Annotated in this window: 16 protein-coding genes; 14 read left to right on the forward strand and 2 right to left on the reverse strand. The window is 65.2% G+C overall.

Features of this window, described 5'->3' with window-relative positions; all coding sequences use genetic code 11:
* The first annotated feature begins 21 nt into the window (after positions 1-21).
* Entirely contained in the window at positions 22-465 is a 444-nt protein-coding gene (locus tag D3D02_RS00595; protein ID WP_121568051.1) for a hypothetical protein, read from the forward strand.
* A 93-nt stretch (positions 466-558) separates the two neighbouring features.
* On the opposite strand, the gene D3D02_RS00600 is transcribed toward D3D02_RS00595, so the two are convergent.
* Positions 559-1,776: a proteasome-activating nucleotidase gene (locus tag D3D02_RS00600; protein ID WP_121568052.1), complete on the reverse strand. Its 1,218-nt coding sequence runs from the start codon at positions 1,774-1,776 to the stop codon at positions 559-561.
* A gap of 266 nt (positions 1,777-2,042) precedes the next feature.
* On the opposite strand from D3D02_RS00600, the gene D3D02_RS00605 reads away from it, so the two are divergent.
* The 5 genes from D3D02_RS00605 to nth all read left to right on the forward strand — a co-directional run bounded on the left by D3D02_RS00605 (position 2,043) and on the right by nth (position 7,803).
* Positions 2,043-2,306: a helix-turn-helix domain-containing protein gene (locus D3D02_RS00605; RefSeq protein WP_121568053.1), complete on the forward strand. Its 264-nt coding sequence runs from the start codon at positions 2,043-2,045 to the stop codon at positions 2,304-2,306.
* A gap of 44 nt (positions 2,307-2,350) precedes the next feature.
* Positions 2,351-2,839: a hypothetical protein gene (locus D3D02_RS00610; protein ID WP_121568054.1), complete on the forward strand. Its 489-nt coding sequence runs from the start codon at positions 2,351-2,353 to the stop codon at positions 2,837-2,839.
* On the forward strand, positions 2,836-4,293 hold the full coding sequence (gene mre11, locus D3D02_RS00615; protein WP_121568055.1) for a DNA double-strand break repair protein Mre11: 1,458 nt from the start codon (positions 2,836-2,838) through the stop codon (positions 4,291-4,293). The genes D3D02_RS00610 and mre11 overlap by 4 nt, the downstream gene beginning before the upstream one ends.
* Complete coding sequence (gene rad50 / locus D3D02_RS00620) at positions 4,294-6,993, forward strand: DNA double-strand break repair ATPase Rad50 (protein WP_121568056.1); 2,700 nt, start codon at positions 4,294-4,296, stop codon at positions 6,991-6,993.
* A gap of 123 nt (positions 6,994-7,116) precedes the next feature.
* Positions 7,117-7,803 carry an endonuclease III gene (gene nth / locus D3D02_RS00625; RefSeq protein WP_121568057.1) on the forward strand — a complete coding sequence of 229 codons (687 nt, stop codon included), beginning with the start codon at positions 7,117-7,119 and terminating at the stop codon, positions 7,801-7,803.
* Positions 7,804-7,818: 15 nt separating this feature from the next.
* Here the strand turns inward: nth and D3D02_RS00630 are convergent, their stop codons facing one another.
* A complete protein-coding gene (locus tag D3D02_RS00630) occupies positions 7,819-8,301 on the reverse strand; it encodes a hypothetical protein (RefSeq protein WP_121568058.1) in 483 nt (160 codons plus the stop codon).
* 135 nt (positions 8,302-8,436) lie between these two features.
* Here D3D02_RS00630 and D3D02_RS00635 point away from each other — a divergent pair, with 135 nt between their 5' ends.
* From D3D02_RS00635 to D3D02_RS00670, 8 genes are all read left to right on the forward strand, one after another.
* Positions 8,437-9,441, forward strand: coding sequence for a DUF898 domain-containing protein (locus tag D3D02_RS00635; protein WP_233560552.1), 1,005 nt, complete (start codon positions 8,437-8,439; stop codon positions 9,439-9,441).
* A gap of 61 nt (positions 9,442-9,502) precedes the next feature.
* Entirely contained in the window at positions 9,503-10,168 is a 666-nt protein-coding gene (locus D3D02_RS00640; RefSeq protein ID WP_121568059.1) for a plastocyanin/azurin family copper-binding protein, read from the forward strand.
* Between the two features lie 2 nt (positions 10,169-10,170).
* The gene (locus D3D02_RS00645; protein WP_121568060.1) at positions 10,171-10,557 is read left to right on the forward strand and encodes a hypothetical protein; all 387 of its coding nucleotides are present in this window, start codon (positions 10,171-10,173) and stop codon (positions 10,555-10,557) included.
* A gap of 2 nt (positions 10,558-10,559) precedes the next feature.
* Positions 10,560-11,366, forward strand: coding sequence for a cytochrome bc complex cytochrome b subunit (locus D3D02_RS00650; protein WP_121568061.1), 807 nt, complete (start codon positions 10,560-10,562; stop codon positions 11,364-11,366).
* A 4-nt stretch (positions 11,367-11,370) separates the two neighbouring features.
* On the forward strand, positions 11,371-12,135 hold the full coding sequence (locus tag D3D02_RS00655; protein ID WP_121568062.1) for a cytochrome bc complex cytochrome b subunit: 765 nt from the start codon (positions 11,371-11,373) through the stop codon (positions 12,133-12,135).
* Positions 12,136-12,270: 135 nt separating this feature from the next.
* Complete coding sequence (locus D3D02_RS00660; RefSeq protein WP_121568063.1) at positions 12,271-12,684, forward strand: hypothetical protein; 414 nt, start codon at positions 12,271-12,273, stop codon at positions 12,682-12,684.
* On the forward strand, positions 12,677-12,952 hold the full coding sequence (locus tag D3D02_RS00665; protein ID WP_121568064.1) for a hypothetical protein: 276 nt from the start codon (positions 12,677-12,679) through the stop codon (positions 12,950-12,952). Before D3D02_RS00660 ends, D3D02_RS00665 begins: the two co-directional genes overlap by 8 nt.
* Before the next feature lie 144 nt (positions 12,953-13,096).
* Positions 13,097-13,546: a hypothetical protein gene (locus D3D02_RS00670; protein WP_121568065.1), complete on the forward strand. Its 450-nt coding sequence runs from the start codon at positions 13,097-13,099 to the stop codon at positions 13,544-13,546.
* Positions 13,547-13,630: the final 84 nt, after the last annotated feature.

A 13,630-nucleotide genomic window follows, 5' to 3' on the forward strand; every position in this document is an offset into this window, starting at 1 on the left:
CGCTCGGGCCAGGTCACGACTATGCAGACCGTCCGCGACGACGCCGGTGATCGGTATCTCTTGATCAAGCGCTCGGCCGAATCGAGTCGCGTGCGCGATCCGGAGACCGGCGAGGAACGGTACCTCCCCAACGACGCGTTGACCGTCGAGGACGACGCGCCACTTTCGGTCGCCGCTCGCGCCGTCCCCGAGGCGGTCCGACGCGTCGCCACGGCCGCACACGACGACCGCTCGCTCGGACTGCTCGTCGAACTCGCCGATTGCGGCCCGCTCTCGGTGGTCGAACTACTCGATTCCTACGACCTCTGTGAGTCGGATCTTCACGGCCTCCTCGGTGAGTTCCGCGCGGCAGGGCTCCTCACCGAGACGACTGTCTACGGCGAGCGCGGCTACGACGCCACCGAGACGACGCGCCGTGCGGTTGCGACGCTCCGGGGCGCGGAAGACGACGGAAACACCGAGTGATCGACAGTAACTGACAGTAATCGGCGTCATCGACGCGCGGCTCCGCCCGTCGATTCTGAACAGCAGAAAGAAGTCCGGAGAGAGGCCGCCGAATCAGGCGAACGCGCGGCTCGCGTCGCCGTCGGCGCTCGCGTCGGCCTGGATCTTCTCCCAGGCTTCGACGAAGTCGGCCATCGTGATCTCCGTCCGGTCGTCGCGGATGGCGAACATCCCGGCCTCCGTGCAGATTGCTTTGATGTCGGCACCCGAGGCCTCGCCGGTCAGTTCGGCCAGCCGGTCGAAGTCGACGTCGTCGGCGACGTTCATATCGCGCGTGTGGATCTGGAAGATGATCGCGCGACCCTCCTGGCCGGGCTTGGGGACTTCGATGAGGCGGTCGAAGCGACCGGGGCGGAGGATCGCCTCGTCGAGCATATCGAAGCGGTTCGTCGCCGCGATGATGCGGATGTCACCGCGCTCGTCGAACCCGTCCATCTCAGAGAGCAGTTGCATCATCGTCCGCTGGACCTCGGCGTCGCCGGAGGTCTTCGAGTCCGTCCGCTTTGAGGCGATCGCGTCGATCTCGTCGATGAAGAGGACCGCCGGCTCGTTCTCGCGGGCCACCTCGAAGAGGTCGCGAACGAGCTTTGCGCCCTCGCCGATGAATTTGTGGACGAGTTCGGAGCCAGCCATCTTGATGAACGTCGCGTCGGTCTGGTTGGCGACGGCCTTCGCGAGCATCGTCTTGCCGGTGCCCGGCGGACCGTACAGTAGCACGCCCGAGGGCGGCTGGATGCCGACCTTCTCGAACATCTCGGGTGATTCCAGCGGCATCTCGACGGTCTCGCGCACCTCCTGCATCTGCTCTTCGAGGCCACCGATGTCCTGGTAGGTGACGTCCGGGCTGTGGTCGACCTGCATCACCCGGGCGCGGACGTCGGTCTCGTTATCGAGACGCTTGACGACCGAGAGCGAGTTGTTGACGGCGACGCGCGCGTCGGGTTCGAGGTCGTCGCGCATCTCGTCTGTCACCTCGGTGAGCGCCTCCTGGTTGTTGCCGTGCTGTTTGATCACGACGCCGTCGTCGGTGATCTCTTGGACGGTGGCGACGAAAAGCGGCGACTGCTTGAGCTTCTTGTTCTCGTGCGTGAGCCGCTCGAGCTTCTGCTGGTACTTGTTGTTCTCGGCGTTCGCGTCCAGCAGCTTGTCCCGCATCTCCTCGTTTTGGGACTCGAGAATATCGAGGCGCTCTCTGAGCGCCTGGATCTTCTCCTGCTGCGACGCCGCCTCCTCGTCGTAGGGGAGCTCGACGTCGTCCACAGTGTCAGTCATCACCCTCCGTAGGATGTGGCTTCATAAGAGACTTCGGGTGAGCGAACCCGTACCATAGTCGGATCCGCCGCGCTGTCTCTCCGGAGACTTCCAGCGGAACCCGAATACACAGGAAGACCCCGTATTCGCTCATTCGCCGGTAACGGAGGAGCTGATGCGTCGAATCGGGGCAGAACGAGCTGTGTCCCTCGGACGAGATAATTAACAAGATGCATATTTTGATACAGTAAATATTATCAGTCTACATTCCCCAGTGAGAGATACGAATGAGCACCACCGAGGCACTCGCCCCTGAAGAAGAGTCGACCGACCGCTGGGACCCGGTCCGCGAGATGCCGCCGAGTGCGAAACTCGTCGCCAAGGTCCTCGATTACAACGACACGCTTACCCAGAGCCAACTCGCCGAGGAGACGCTGCTCCCGCCGCGGACCGTTCGCTACGCGCTCTCGCGACTCGAAGACGCCGACGTCGTCGACTCGCGCTTCTCGTTCACCGACGCCCGCAAGCGGCTGTACACGCTGAACCTCTGAGCGGTCTCCGGAACTTCAAGTAGCAACGCGGCGCCACCGACGCCGTGTCAGAACCGTCGCCCGAGTCTGTCCGACGTTCGCTCCGTGCGCTCACAGAAGGGTCCGCGCCCGCCCGACTGTCGCCCGCTGCGCCCGACCCTGGTTGTGACGCCGAAGCCCCCGAAATCGGACGTGTCGATGCGGAAGCCGTGGTCGCCGACACCGAAGAGGCCGAGGACGTAATCTCCGACGCAGAGAGTGCAGTCTCGTGTGCGTGCGCGGGCGCGAGATTCGTCGCTGCCGGTCGGCTGTCGGCGCTCGACGCCGCGGTCCGGACGGCGACGCGGTGTGACGCAGCCGAATTAGCACGCCGCGGACGAACCGCGAGCGCGGCGCTGCGACGATTCGAGACCGCCCTGAGAGGCCACGGTGACAGTCCTCGATCCGCCGGCGACGCCTCCGACGCTGACTGTCCGCTGTCGTCCGACGGCGACCACTTTCACTCCGCTCGCGGAACCGTTTTAGGACGCAGCGGTCAAGATCCGGGCAGATGACACGGGTGATCCACACCGGCGACACCCACCTCGGGTACCAGCAGTACCACTCCTCGGCGCGGCGCGAGGACTTCCTCGACGCGTTCGAGCAGGTGATCGACGACGCCGTCGAGATGGGCGTCGACGCCGTCGTCCACGCCGGCGATCTGTTCCACGACCGCCGCCCGGAACTTCGGGACCTCCTCGGAACGATTCGCATTCTCAGGCGACTCGACGACGCCGAGATTCCGTTTCTCGCGGTCGTCGGGAATCACGAGTCCACGCGCGGCGGCCAGTGGCTCGACCTCTTCGAGAACCTGGGCTTGGCGGAGCGACTCGGAGTGGCCCCGAGAGTCGTCGAGGACACCGCCTTCTACGGTCTCGACCACGTGCCCGAGTCGCGGCGGGCGGAAATCGATTACGACTTCGAACCACACGACGCCGCCTCCGCCGCGCTCGTGAGCCACGGGCTGTTCACGCCCTTCGCCCACGCCAACTGGGACACCGAGACGGTCCTCGATCGCTCGAACGTCGACTTCGACGTGGTCCTCCTCGGCGACAACCACGCGCCGGGGACCGAGACCGTCGACGACACGTGGGTCACCTACTGCGGATCGACCGAGCGCGCGAGCGCCGCCGAGGAGGACGCGCGCGGGTACAACCTCGTGACGTTCGACGACGCGGTCGACATCCGGCGGCGCACGCTCGATACCCGCCCGTTCGTCTTCGTCAGCGTGGAGTTGGCCGCGGGCGAGGGACCGGGGCGCGTTCGCGAGCAACTCCGTCAGCGCGAGGTCGCAGACGCGGTCGTCGTCGTGGAGGTGACCGGCGACGGCGAGCCCGTGACGCCCGCGGCGATCGAGGAGTCTCTCACGGAGCGCGGCGCGCTCATCGCGCGCGTCACCGACCGTCGCGAGCACGAGACCGACGCGGAGATCGACGTCTCCTTCGCCGACCCCGACGCCGCCGTCGACGAGCGCGTTCGCGACCTGGGACTCTCGACAGCCGCGCTCGACGTCGACGGGACGATCCGCGCGAGCAAGACGCCGGACTCGAACGTCCGCGACGCGGTGAAATCCCGCGTCATAGACCTTCTGGAGGACGGAGCGGACGCCGCGTTCGCTGCCGCTCCGCGAGGGGACGACGAATCTGGTGCAGAGAGCTCCGGAAGGGACGATGCTGGGACGACCGAGTCCGGTGTAGACGGCGGTTCCGAGACGGATGACGCCGATGTTACCGGTCCAACAGACGGCGCTGCCGACGCCACCGACGCGACGGACGGCGTTGACGACGTCGCCGCCGCGGACGCCGCCGGATCCGCGACTGGCGACGCCGCCGACGAGGCCACTCCGCCCGCGCTCGACGATTCTAGCGGCGAGACCGCTAGCGACGAGACCGACGAAGAGGCGACAGACGACGACTCGGAGGAGACTGCGACGCCGAGCGACACTCAAGTCACGATGGAGGACTTCTAGATGCGCTTCGAACGGATCAGACTCCAGAACTTCAAGCCCTACGCCGACGCCGACCTCGACCTCCGCGACGGCGTGACGGTGATTCACGGCCTGAACGGCAGCGGCAAGTCCTCGCTGCTCGAGGCGTGCTTCTTCGCGCTCTACGGCGCGCGCGCCCTCGACGAGACGCTCGACGACATCGTGACCACGGGCGAGGACGAGGCCGAGGTCACACTCCAGTTCGTCCACGAGGGAGACACCTACCGGATCGAACGTCGCCTGCGACGCTCCGGCGAGCGGATGCAGACGGCGACGTGTACGCTCGAAGGCCCCGACGTCGCGGTCGATGGGGCCACCGACGTCCGGGGGTTCGTCACCGACCTTCTCCGGATGGACGCCGAGGCGTTCGTCAACTGCGCGTACGTCCGCCAGGGCGAGGTGAACAAACTCATCAACGCGACGCCGAGTCAGCGACAGGACACCATCGACGACCTGCTGCAACTCGGCAAACTGGAGGAGTACCGCGAGCGCGCCGGCCAGGCACGCCTCGGCGTCGAAGACGTCCTCTCGGAGAAGCGCGGCGCGCTCTCGAAACTCGACTCCCAGATCGAGGCCAAAGAGGACGCGGGGCTGCACGAACGCCTGAACAGCCTCGAAACCGAACTCTCGGACGTCGATTCGGAGACCGAACGTTTCGAGGAGAACAAATCGCGCGCCGAAGACACCTACGAGGAGGCGACAGAGGTGCTCTCGGCCTACGAGGAGACGAAGCAGAAACTCGACAGTCTCGACGCCGACATCGAGGAACTGCGCGGGACGATTCAGGACGACGAGGCGACGCGCGAGGAGTTGCGGGACGAGATCGTCGACGCGCGCGAGCGGATCGACGCGCTCGAAGACGACCTCGATGCGGCGCTCGCAGAGACGGACCTCGACGCGGCCAGTTCCGGGCACGTCGATGCGGACGCCATCGACGCGCGCCGCGAGACGCTCGACGACGAGGAAGCGGACGTCCGCGAGGAACTGCAGGCAGCGCGCCAGCGCCAGACGATGCTGTCGAATCAGGCCGAGAAGTTACGAGAGCGCGCCGACGAGCTCGAAACGCGCGCAGGGGAAGTACGCGAGCGTGCTACCGACGCGGAATCGACCGCCGAGGAGGCCGCAGAACGCGCGGAGGAGCGCACTGCGGAACTCTCGACAGTCGACGACGAGATCGAGTCACTCCAGGCCCGTTTCGCGGAGGCGCCGATCGACGTGGGCGAGGCGGCGGCCCACCGCGAATCGCTGCAGGAGGATCTGCAAGCGGTCCGTGACGACCTCGCAGACGCCCGAGCGGAACTGGACTCCGTCCGCGATCGCCTCGAGGAGGCGCAGGAACTCCAGGCGGCGGGGAAGTGTCCTGAGTGCGGTCAGCCCGTCGAAGGGTCGCCCCACGTCGACGCCATCGGAGAGTACGAAGCACAGATCCAGACGCTCGAAACCGAGGTCGAAACGTTGCAGCAGCGACGCGAAGCCCTCGACGCGAAACTCGATACGGCCGAGTCGCTCGCGGACGCCGAAACGCGATTAGAGAATCTGCGCGAGAAGCGCTCGTTGATCGAAGACAGCATCGCGGACGCCGAAACGACGGCCGAGGACCGCCGAGCGGCGGCGGAGTCGCTCCGCGAGGAGGCCGCCGAACTCGAATCGCAGGCGGCCGAAAAACGCGAAGCGGCCGAGGGCCAGGCCGACGCGGCGGCCGACGCCGCCGAGCGCGTCTCGACGCTGGAGGGCGACCTCGATGGGATTGAGGCCGCGCGCGAGCGGCTCGACCGCGTCGAAGCGTTGCGCGCACAGATCGACGAGGTCGAGTCCCGGATCGATCGCCGCCGCGAGAAGCGGGAGTCGATCGCGGATCGAAACGACGAGCGACGGGCGTATCTCCAGGAGAAGCGGGACCGACGCGAGGAACTCGCCGACGCGGTCGACGAGTCACGAATCGAGGAGGCACGGACGAACAAGGCCGACGCCGAGGAGTACCTGTCGGACGTCGAAGTGAAGCTGACGGAACTGCGCGAGCGCCGCGACGAACTGCAGAACAGCATCGGGAGCGTGAAAGGCGAACTGTCGCAACTCGAATCGCTCCGGGAGGATCGCGAACAGATCGCCACGCGGGTCGACGATCTGGAGTCGCTCCACGAGGAGATCTCGACGCTCGAATCGACCTACAGCGACCTCCGCGCGGAACTTCGGCGGCGGAACGTCGAGACGCTCGAACGGATGCTCAACGAGACGTTCGACCTCGTCTACGGCAACGACGCCTACTCGCGCATCCGGCTCGACGACGAGTACGAACTGACGGTCTTCCAGAAGGACGGCACCGCGCTCGAACCCGAACAGCTCTCCGGGGGCGAGCGCGCGCTGTTCAATCTCTCGCTGCGGTGTGCGATCTACCGGCTGCTCGCGGAGGGGATCGAGGGGTCGGCCCCGATGCCGCCGCTCATCCTCGACGAGCCGACCGTGTTTCTCGACTCCGGGCACGTCTCCCGGTTGGTCGATCTCGTCGAGGAGATGCGGAACCTCGGCGTGAAGCAGATCTTGATCGTGAGCCACGACGACGAACTCGTCGCGGCCGCCGACGATCTGGTGACCGTCGAGAAAGATCCGACGAGCAACCGCTCGTCGGTCGACCGCGTCGAGGACGCGTCGCTTGCGGCGGTCACGTCGAGCGCGGACGACTGATCGGTGATCCGGTTTCGGCGTTCGACTGCACCGCCGGCGCTCGACTGCACTGATCGGAGTTATCTCCGCGCGAGCGTCGTGGGAAGCCGAATCACTCAACACCCGCGGCGACGACGCTCGCGTATGGGCACGCCGCTTTCCGACCGCGAGGAACAGGCCGCGGAGGTTCTCGACCGTCTCTACGAGGAGTACCCCGACTCTACGATCTCGCTGAACTACTCGAATCGGCTGGAACTTCTCGTCGCGGTCGTCCTCTCGGCGCAGTGCACCGACGAACGCGTCAACGACGTCACCGAGGAACTGTTCCAGATGTACCAAACACCCGAGGACTACGCCGAGGCCGACGAGGAACGGCTCGCCGAGGACATCTACGGCATCACGTTCCACAACAACAAGGCGGGCTATCTGAAATCCATCGGCGAGACGCTTCGCGACGAGCACGGCGGCGAGGTGCCCGACACGATGGCCGAACTCACAGAGCTCTCCGGGGTCGGCCGCAAGACGGCGAACGTGGTCCTCCAGCACGGTCACGACGTCGTCGAGGGGATCGTCGTCGACACCCACGTCCAGCGGATCTCCCGGCGGCTCGGCATCGCCGAGGAGGAGTCGCCGACGAAGATCGAACAGGAACTGATGGAACTGGTCCCCGAGTCCGACTGGCAGCAGTTCACGCACCTGTTCATCAGCCACGGTCGCGCGGTCTGTACGGCGCGGAACCCCGACTGCGACAACTGTGTGCTCGAAGACGTCTGTCCGTCCTCGAAACTCGACGGCGACGTCGACCTCGCGTCGGGCGAATCCTGGGCCTAGGCGCCGGGCAGCATTTCACCCGAGGACGTAGCGGCCGACGTACTGATACAGCCCCAAGAGCCACGCGAGAAACCAGAAGAGCACGTAGCCGAAGACGCCGACGCGGAGGCGCCCCCGCCACGCGCTCATATCCGGGTGGAGCTCGTTCAGGTCGACGTCTTGCGCCGGGTCGTCATATAGGTCGGCGTCTCGCTTCACCTGGAGGATGCGAACGATTCCGGTCAACGCGAACGCCAAGAGCGCGTACGCCTGGAGGCCCAAGATCGCGTGGAGCACAGTCACGCCGCCCAGTTGGTCCAGGAGTCGCGGCAGCATCCACGTGACGACGGGGATCGTGTTGAGGACGAGCCCGGGAAAGATGAACTTCAGGTGATAGACGAGTACGTCCCAGCTCACGACCTCGGCGTCGATCATAATCCACGCACCGTAGAGGTAGAACGGGAGGCTCGAGGTGACCATCAGCGCGGCGGCTGTCGCGATGGTCGAATCGGATACCATCGGTCCGAGTATGGACTCCCCGTGGGTAAAGTGTCCGACTCGTCGTCGGTGCACGGCGCGCGGTGGTAGTGTCTCGCACCGGGCTGCCTGCGAGAACCGTTACCCTAAGGAGTCTGCCGCTCCTACAGACAGGAAATGACGGAGTCTTCCGAGGAGTCGTACGCGGCAGACAGCCGTTCGGGCTCGGCCGCCGCCGAAGACTCGTCGGCCGCGCCGGACCCTGCAGCGGAAGCCGACGCGGCCGGCCAGTCGAGCACCGAGTCCGACGACCTCGAGGCGCTCCGAAAAGAGGTCGAAGAGACCTACGACTTCGACAACTTCGGCCCCGCGGATATGGCCGAGATGAGTCTCGAAGAGTGGGAAGCGGCGTTCGACCCCGACACGTGGATCGTCGGCGAAGAACTGCTCGACCGGGTCGAACAGGAACTGAAAGCCCGCGTCGCGATCCGTGAGATCTTTGCCATCGTCGAACGCGTCGAGGACCGCGTCGTCGCCTACTCCGACGAGGGCTACGCCATCGTCTACGCCGACGGGAGCGTCGAGGGCGAAGGCACCGTCCTCCGCGACGTCAAACCGACCGTCGCGCTCTGCTCGATGGAAGACTACGAGCTGATGGAGGCGCCCGAGGACGCGTCGCTCCCAGAGCCCACGGACGTCGTCGAAGGGAGCGGCGAGTTCGGAAACCTGATGCTACAGATCGTCGCGGGCGCGCAGATGCTAGTCGGGTTCGGACTCCTCGTCGCGTGGCTCGCGCTGCCGTCGCTCTCGACGGTCGTCGCCCCTATCGCCGCCATCGGATTTCTCGTGATCGGATTCTTCCTGTTTCTGGTGGTCGCGAACGCCCGGCTCTCGGATCGCTTCCGAACGGAGGAGTTCCGCAATCGCCTCCGCGCGCTCGACGCCGCTGGCGACGAGCGACTGGAGGAACTGTTGCACGACGAGGAGCCAGAGCGGGCGCGCAGTACCGACGAAGACGGAGCCGGGGCGGACGAAACCGGCGATAACGACGGGGAGAAAGCCCGGGATTTCGCCGGCTCGGCGGATTCAGACGACCGCGAAGACGGGGGTCCCACGGTCGAGACTCGGGGCGATCAGCAGTCCGTAGACGCCGGTACAGCCGACGAGGCTCGCGAATCGTAGCGTCTGCACTGAGGGGGGAGTCGGTGGGTTTAAGCGCATTCCATCCTCACCTTCGGCTTGTATGAAGAGGCGGGACTTTCTGCGAGCAGCGAGCGTCCCTGCTGCTGCCACGACGGCCTCTGCTACCGCCGGCCTCGGTGCCGCCCAGGAGACGACGGAGACGTCGGGCGGAACAGCGACCGGCACAGCAACCGGGACCAGTACTGGAACTGGGACGGCCACGGGGACTGCGAGCGGCTCAGGTGGAGGCGGCGGAAGCGGCGAGACCGTAACGGTAACTGTCGGCCCCGGCGGCTCGCTGGTGTTCGAGCCCGGGACGAGCGAACCGCTCCAGATCGCACCCGGGACGACTGTCGAGTTCGTCTGGGACTCCGACAACCACAACATCATCGTCGAGAGCCAGCCCGACGGCGCGAACTGGCAAGGACACGAGCCCCTCGAAAACACTGGCTTCACCTACACGCACACGTTCGACACGCTCGGCACGTACGAGTACTACTGTGAACCGCACCGAACGGCCGGGATGGTCGCCACGATCGAAGTCGTCGAGAACCCCAACGCGGGCGGCGGCGGTGGCGGCGAGAAGGAACTGCACGAGCTCGGCGTCCCGATCCACGCGCACTGGGTCGGTGCCGCCACGATACTCGGGATCCTCGTGACCGTGATCTTCACGTTCTACATCCTGAAATACGGTGAATCGGCCCACACGGGCACCGGGAGGAACTGACGATGTCATCCAGTGGGAGCACCTACGGCGACATCCACCGGTACGAGCCGGCCCGTGAGAGCACCGCAGCGGCGATCGCCATCGTCCTGCTCACGATCATCGAGGTCGTGTTCGTGTTCCTGTTCACGTATGGCCTCATCTCCGGATGGGGGCTGACCGACACTGGGAATATGTATCTCGGCGCCGTGTTGGCCGTCATCTTCATCGACCTGGCGTTCATACTTGCGATGTATCGCAAGGAGTTCCTGCCGGACGTCGTGATCGTCAAGAAACGACGTCGCAAGTGGGAGGACCTCTACATCCGCGAGGAAGACGTCGATGGCACGCCGTTCGCTGACGGCGCGTGGGATCACGTCAAACGCGCGGTTTACCCGTACTACAAGCGATAACAATGAGTCTCGAAAAGAAAGACGACTACGATCACAAAGGCTGGATGAAAGAGAAGGATCTGACTCCGATCGAGTCGACCTTCCTCACGACGCTCATCTGGCTGGACAAGCGGCTCCGCATCGTCGACTACCTGGAGCTCTTAGAGACCCTCTATTACCGGGTCAACCTCCAGATGCCGAAGAGTCACACCGAACAGTACAACCTCGACAACAAGTTCTGGTACTGGTACCCGCTGTACACGCTGGGGCTGTTCTCGACGTTAGCATACGTCGTCGCGGCCATCTCCGGCGCGCTCTTGGGGTTCTACTACAGCCCCTCCGCGGCCGCCGGGACCGAGGCCGCCGGGACCGTCGCCTACGAGAGTATCGCGTTCATTATGCGCGATCTCCAGTTCGGATTTATGCTCCGCTCGATCCACCGGTGGGCGGCGCAGGTGATGGTCGCAGCGGTGTTCCTGCATATGCTCCGCGTGTACTTCACCGGCGCGTACAAGGAACCCCGTGAGCTGAACTGGCTCATCGGCATCGTGCTGATCAGCCTGACGATGGTCTTCGGGTACACCGGCTACCTGCTCCCGTGGGACCAGCTCGCCTACTGGGCGGGACAGATCGGCGTCGAGATGGCGCTGTCGATCCCGCTCGTCGGCGAGTGGGCCGCACAGCTCCTCTTCGGCGGCTTCTCGTTGAGCCAAGCGACGCTACAGCGGATGTACATCCTCCACGTGTTCCTGCTCCCGTTCGTGGTGACGACTCTCATCGCGATCCACATCGGCATCGTCTGGGTGCAGGGCATCGCCGAACCCCACTAAACCAATGACCGACGAAGACACCAACACCGACGACGTTCGCACCGACGGCAGCGGCATCGTCGCGCCGGACGACGAGACGCCGACGTGGCGCGAGCGCAAAGAGCGCACGGAGGGCCTCTCGCGGCTCACCTACGAGTACTTCGAGCGCGCCCGCCGCGAAGACCAAGACCTGCGACAGGAGTCCGACTACGTCGAGCGCGACGTGCTCGCGTTCCCGACGTGGCCCCACGAGATCATCCGGAACCTCGCCATCGCGAGCTTCTTCGTGGGAATGCTGCTGTTCCTGTCTGCGACGCTGCCGCCGCACATCGGGTCGCCGGCGAATCCGTCCAGTACGCCCGCGATCATCCTGCCGGACTGGTATCTCTACTGGTCGTTCGGCCTCCTCAAGCTCGGTCCCCTGAACCCCGAGCTCTCGATCTTGGGCGGACAGAAACTGATGGCCGACCGGACGTACGGCGTCCTCGCGAACCTGGTCGTCGTCGGCATCGTCGCCATCGTCCCCTTCCTCAACAAGGGGAGCGCGCGCCGTCCCGTCGAGCAGCCCTTCTGGGCCGCCGTCGGCGTCGGCGGCGTCATCTTCGCGTTCACCATCAGCGTGTACTCCGCGAAGAACCTGATTCCGATGAACGTCGATCTGCTGTTCGATCTGACGTTCCTCCTGCCGATCGTCGGCGGGTTCGTCACGTGGGCGGTGCTGAAGACGATGCGCGAGGGGTACATGTACGACCTCAACCGCCGCTACTACCGGCTCCGCCCCCCGAAATAGCGGGCTCTGCGCGCCCGCCAAACGGCGCTCACCGTTCGGACTCTTGTTTCGTTTTTCTGTCGGACCACTCGTCTCTGGGCATCACTACGATCGCACACGGAAAGGCACATTTCGCTTCCCGCCGTAGTCCCGGTAATGACTGATGGAGACGCGACCGGTGCGAGCGCGGCCGAGGGGCCGGACGCGGCGTCGACCGGGAGCGGCAACCGTGAGGGCGGGCGCGGACGCGACGTCGTCGTCCCGATGCCGCTTTACAAGGTCGTGACTGTGTTCTCGACGCTCATCGCCGTCGTGAGTGTCGTGTTCGGATTTATGCTCCTCGACGCGGCGACGCTGAACGTGAGTTTTCTGGGGAACTTCGTCCGGAGCGTCCTCGCGTTCGTCGGGCTTCAGATCGCCGACGGCATCCTGAGTACGGTCTTCGCCGCCGTCGGCCTCGCGATCATCGCATTTGGCGCGGGAGTGTACATCATCGGGACGCGGTTCCGCGCCCGCGGAATGGGAAAGTATCAAGAGGACTCCGGCGAAGATTCGAACAACAATGGCTGACGAGTTCATCAAGGGGCTGGGCATCTTCACCGGCGCAGGGCTCGCGTGGATGGTCCTCGCGGGATGGTACCGAACCTCGAGCTTCGAGAGCAGTCAGCAACTGGTGGAACCGGTGTCGCTCAGCGACTCCGCGACGATGTTCGACACCCTCGGCGTGCTGCTGATGGACGTGTTCTTCTGGTTCGCAATCATCGGCGCTCTCACCTTCTGGGTGGGCATTCCGGCCGTCCGACAGGCCCGCGAAGCACTCGAAGAGCGCGTCCAGTAAACCAGTCGCGCTGCGATCCGGCGCGCGAGCGCCGACGTTTTGGGTCACGATCGGCCCGACGACAGACTACTATCCCGCGATAGGTCACGCCATCCTCGCGTCGGATTGGAAAAACTCTAATGAGTCCTGTACCCAAGGTCGGGTATGCAACCGCTACAGTTCCTCGTCCCGATCGACGCGCTGGAGGGGGTCGCACCCATCCTCCCAGTCGTCCTCGTCGGCCTGGTGCTCCTGAATTTCCTCACTCGCGCGATTCAGCACCGGAAGCACCACACGCAGGCTGACTCGGGCGACGGCGACGCGGAGATCAGCCGGTGGCTGCCGCACACCGCGACCACGCTGGCGCTGGTGCTGGTCTCGTTCCTCTTTATGGTCGTCGAGCCGCACGGCGGAATGGTGATGTCCGCGCTCGCACTCTCGGTGTTCGTCTCGGACTTCTTCGAGTACGAGGCCCGCCGGGTGGAGGCGCGCTCGAAGAGCAAGGAACTCGGACGTCCCACGACGGCCATCGGCTCTGCGGTGTTCGCGCTGCTGTACGCGAGCTATCAGGGCTTTTTCTACCTCATCGAACCGCTCTGGAACTCGATCATCTGAGTCGGGTCGTCCGTTTCGACGTCGTCGACGACCACCCGGAAAAGCCGCTCTCGTAGACGGCACTGACGTGCTTTTTTGAGTTCG

Origin of the sequence: Halobellus sp. Atlit-38R (genome assembly GCF_003665925.1) — an archaeon.
GTDB lineage: Archaea > Halobacteriota > Halobacteria > Halobacteriales > Haloferacaceae > Haloquadratum > Haloquadratum inordinatus.

What these genes read in the sequence shown, in the direction of transcription:
- D3D02_RS00595 (WP_121568051.1), top strand. Translation starts at nt 22, where the DNA reads ATGCAGACCGTCCGCGACGACGCCGGTGATCGGTATCTCTTGATCAAG.
- D3D02_RS00600 (WP_121568052.1), bottom strand. Translation starts at nt 1,776, where the DNA reads ATGACTGACACTGTGGACGACGTCGAGCTCCCCTACGACGAGGAGGCG.
- D3D02_RS00605 (WP_121568053.1), top strand. Translation starts at nt 2,043, where the DNA reads ATGAGCACCACCGAGGCACTCGCCCCTGAAGAAGAGTCGACCGACCGC.
- mre11 (WP_121568055.1), top strand. Translation starts at nt 2,836, where the DNA reads ATGACACGGGTGATCCACACCGGCGACACCCACCTCGGGTACCAGCAG.
- rad50 (WP_121568056.1), top strand. Translation starts at nt 4,294, where the DNA reads ATGCGCTTCGAACGGATCAGACTCCAGAACTTCAAGCCCTACGCCGAC.
- nth (WP_121568057.1), top strand. Translation starts at nt 7,117, where the DNA reads ATGGGCACGCCGCTTTCCGACCGCGAGGAACAGGCCGCGGAGGTTCTC.
- D3D02_RS00630 (WP_121568058.1), bottom strand. Translation starts at nt 8,301, where the DNA reads ATGGTATCCGATTCGACCATCGCGACAGCCGCCGCGCTGATGGTCACC.
- D3D02_RS00635 (WP_233560552.1), top strand. Translation starts at nt 8,437, where the DNA reads ATGACGGAGTCTTCCGAGGAGTCGTACGCGGCAGACAGCCGTTCGGGC.
- D3D02_RS00640 (WP_121568059.1), top strand. Translation starts at nt 9,503, where the DNA reads ATGAAGAGGCGGGACTTTCTGCGAGCAGCGAGCGTCCCTGCTGCTGCC.
- D3D02_RS00645 (WP_121568060.1), top strand. Translation starts at nt 10,171, where the DNA reads ATGTCATCCAGTGGGAGCACCTACGGCGACATCCACCGGTACGAGCCG.
- D3D02_RS00650 (WP_121568061.1), top strand. Translation starts at nt 10,560, where the DNA reads ATGAGTCTCGAAAAGAAAGACGACTACGATCACAAAGGCTGGATGAAA.
- D3D02_RS00655 (WP_121568062.1), top strand. Translation starts at nt 11,371, where the DNA reads ATGACCGACGAAGACACCAACACCGACGACGTTCGCACCGACGGCAGC.
- D3D02_RS00660 (WP_121568063.1), top strand. Translation starts at nt 12,271, where the DNA reads ATGACTGATGGAGACGCGACCGGTGCGAGCGCGGCCGAGGGGCCGGAC.
- D3D02_RS00665 (WP_121568064.1), top strand. Translation starts at nt 12,677, where the DNA reads ATGGCTGACGAGTTCATCAAGGGGCTGGGCATCTTCACCGGCGCAGGG.
- D3D02_RS00670 (WP_121568065.1), top strand. Translation starts at nt 13,097, where the DNA reads ATGCAACCGCTACAGTTCCTCGTCCCGATCGACGCGCTGGAGGGGGTC.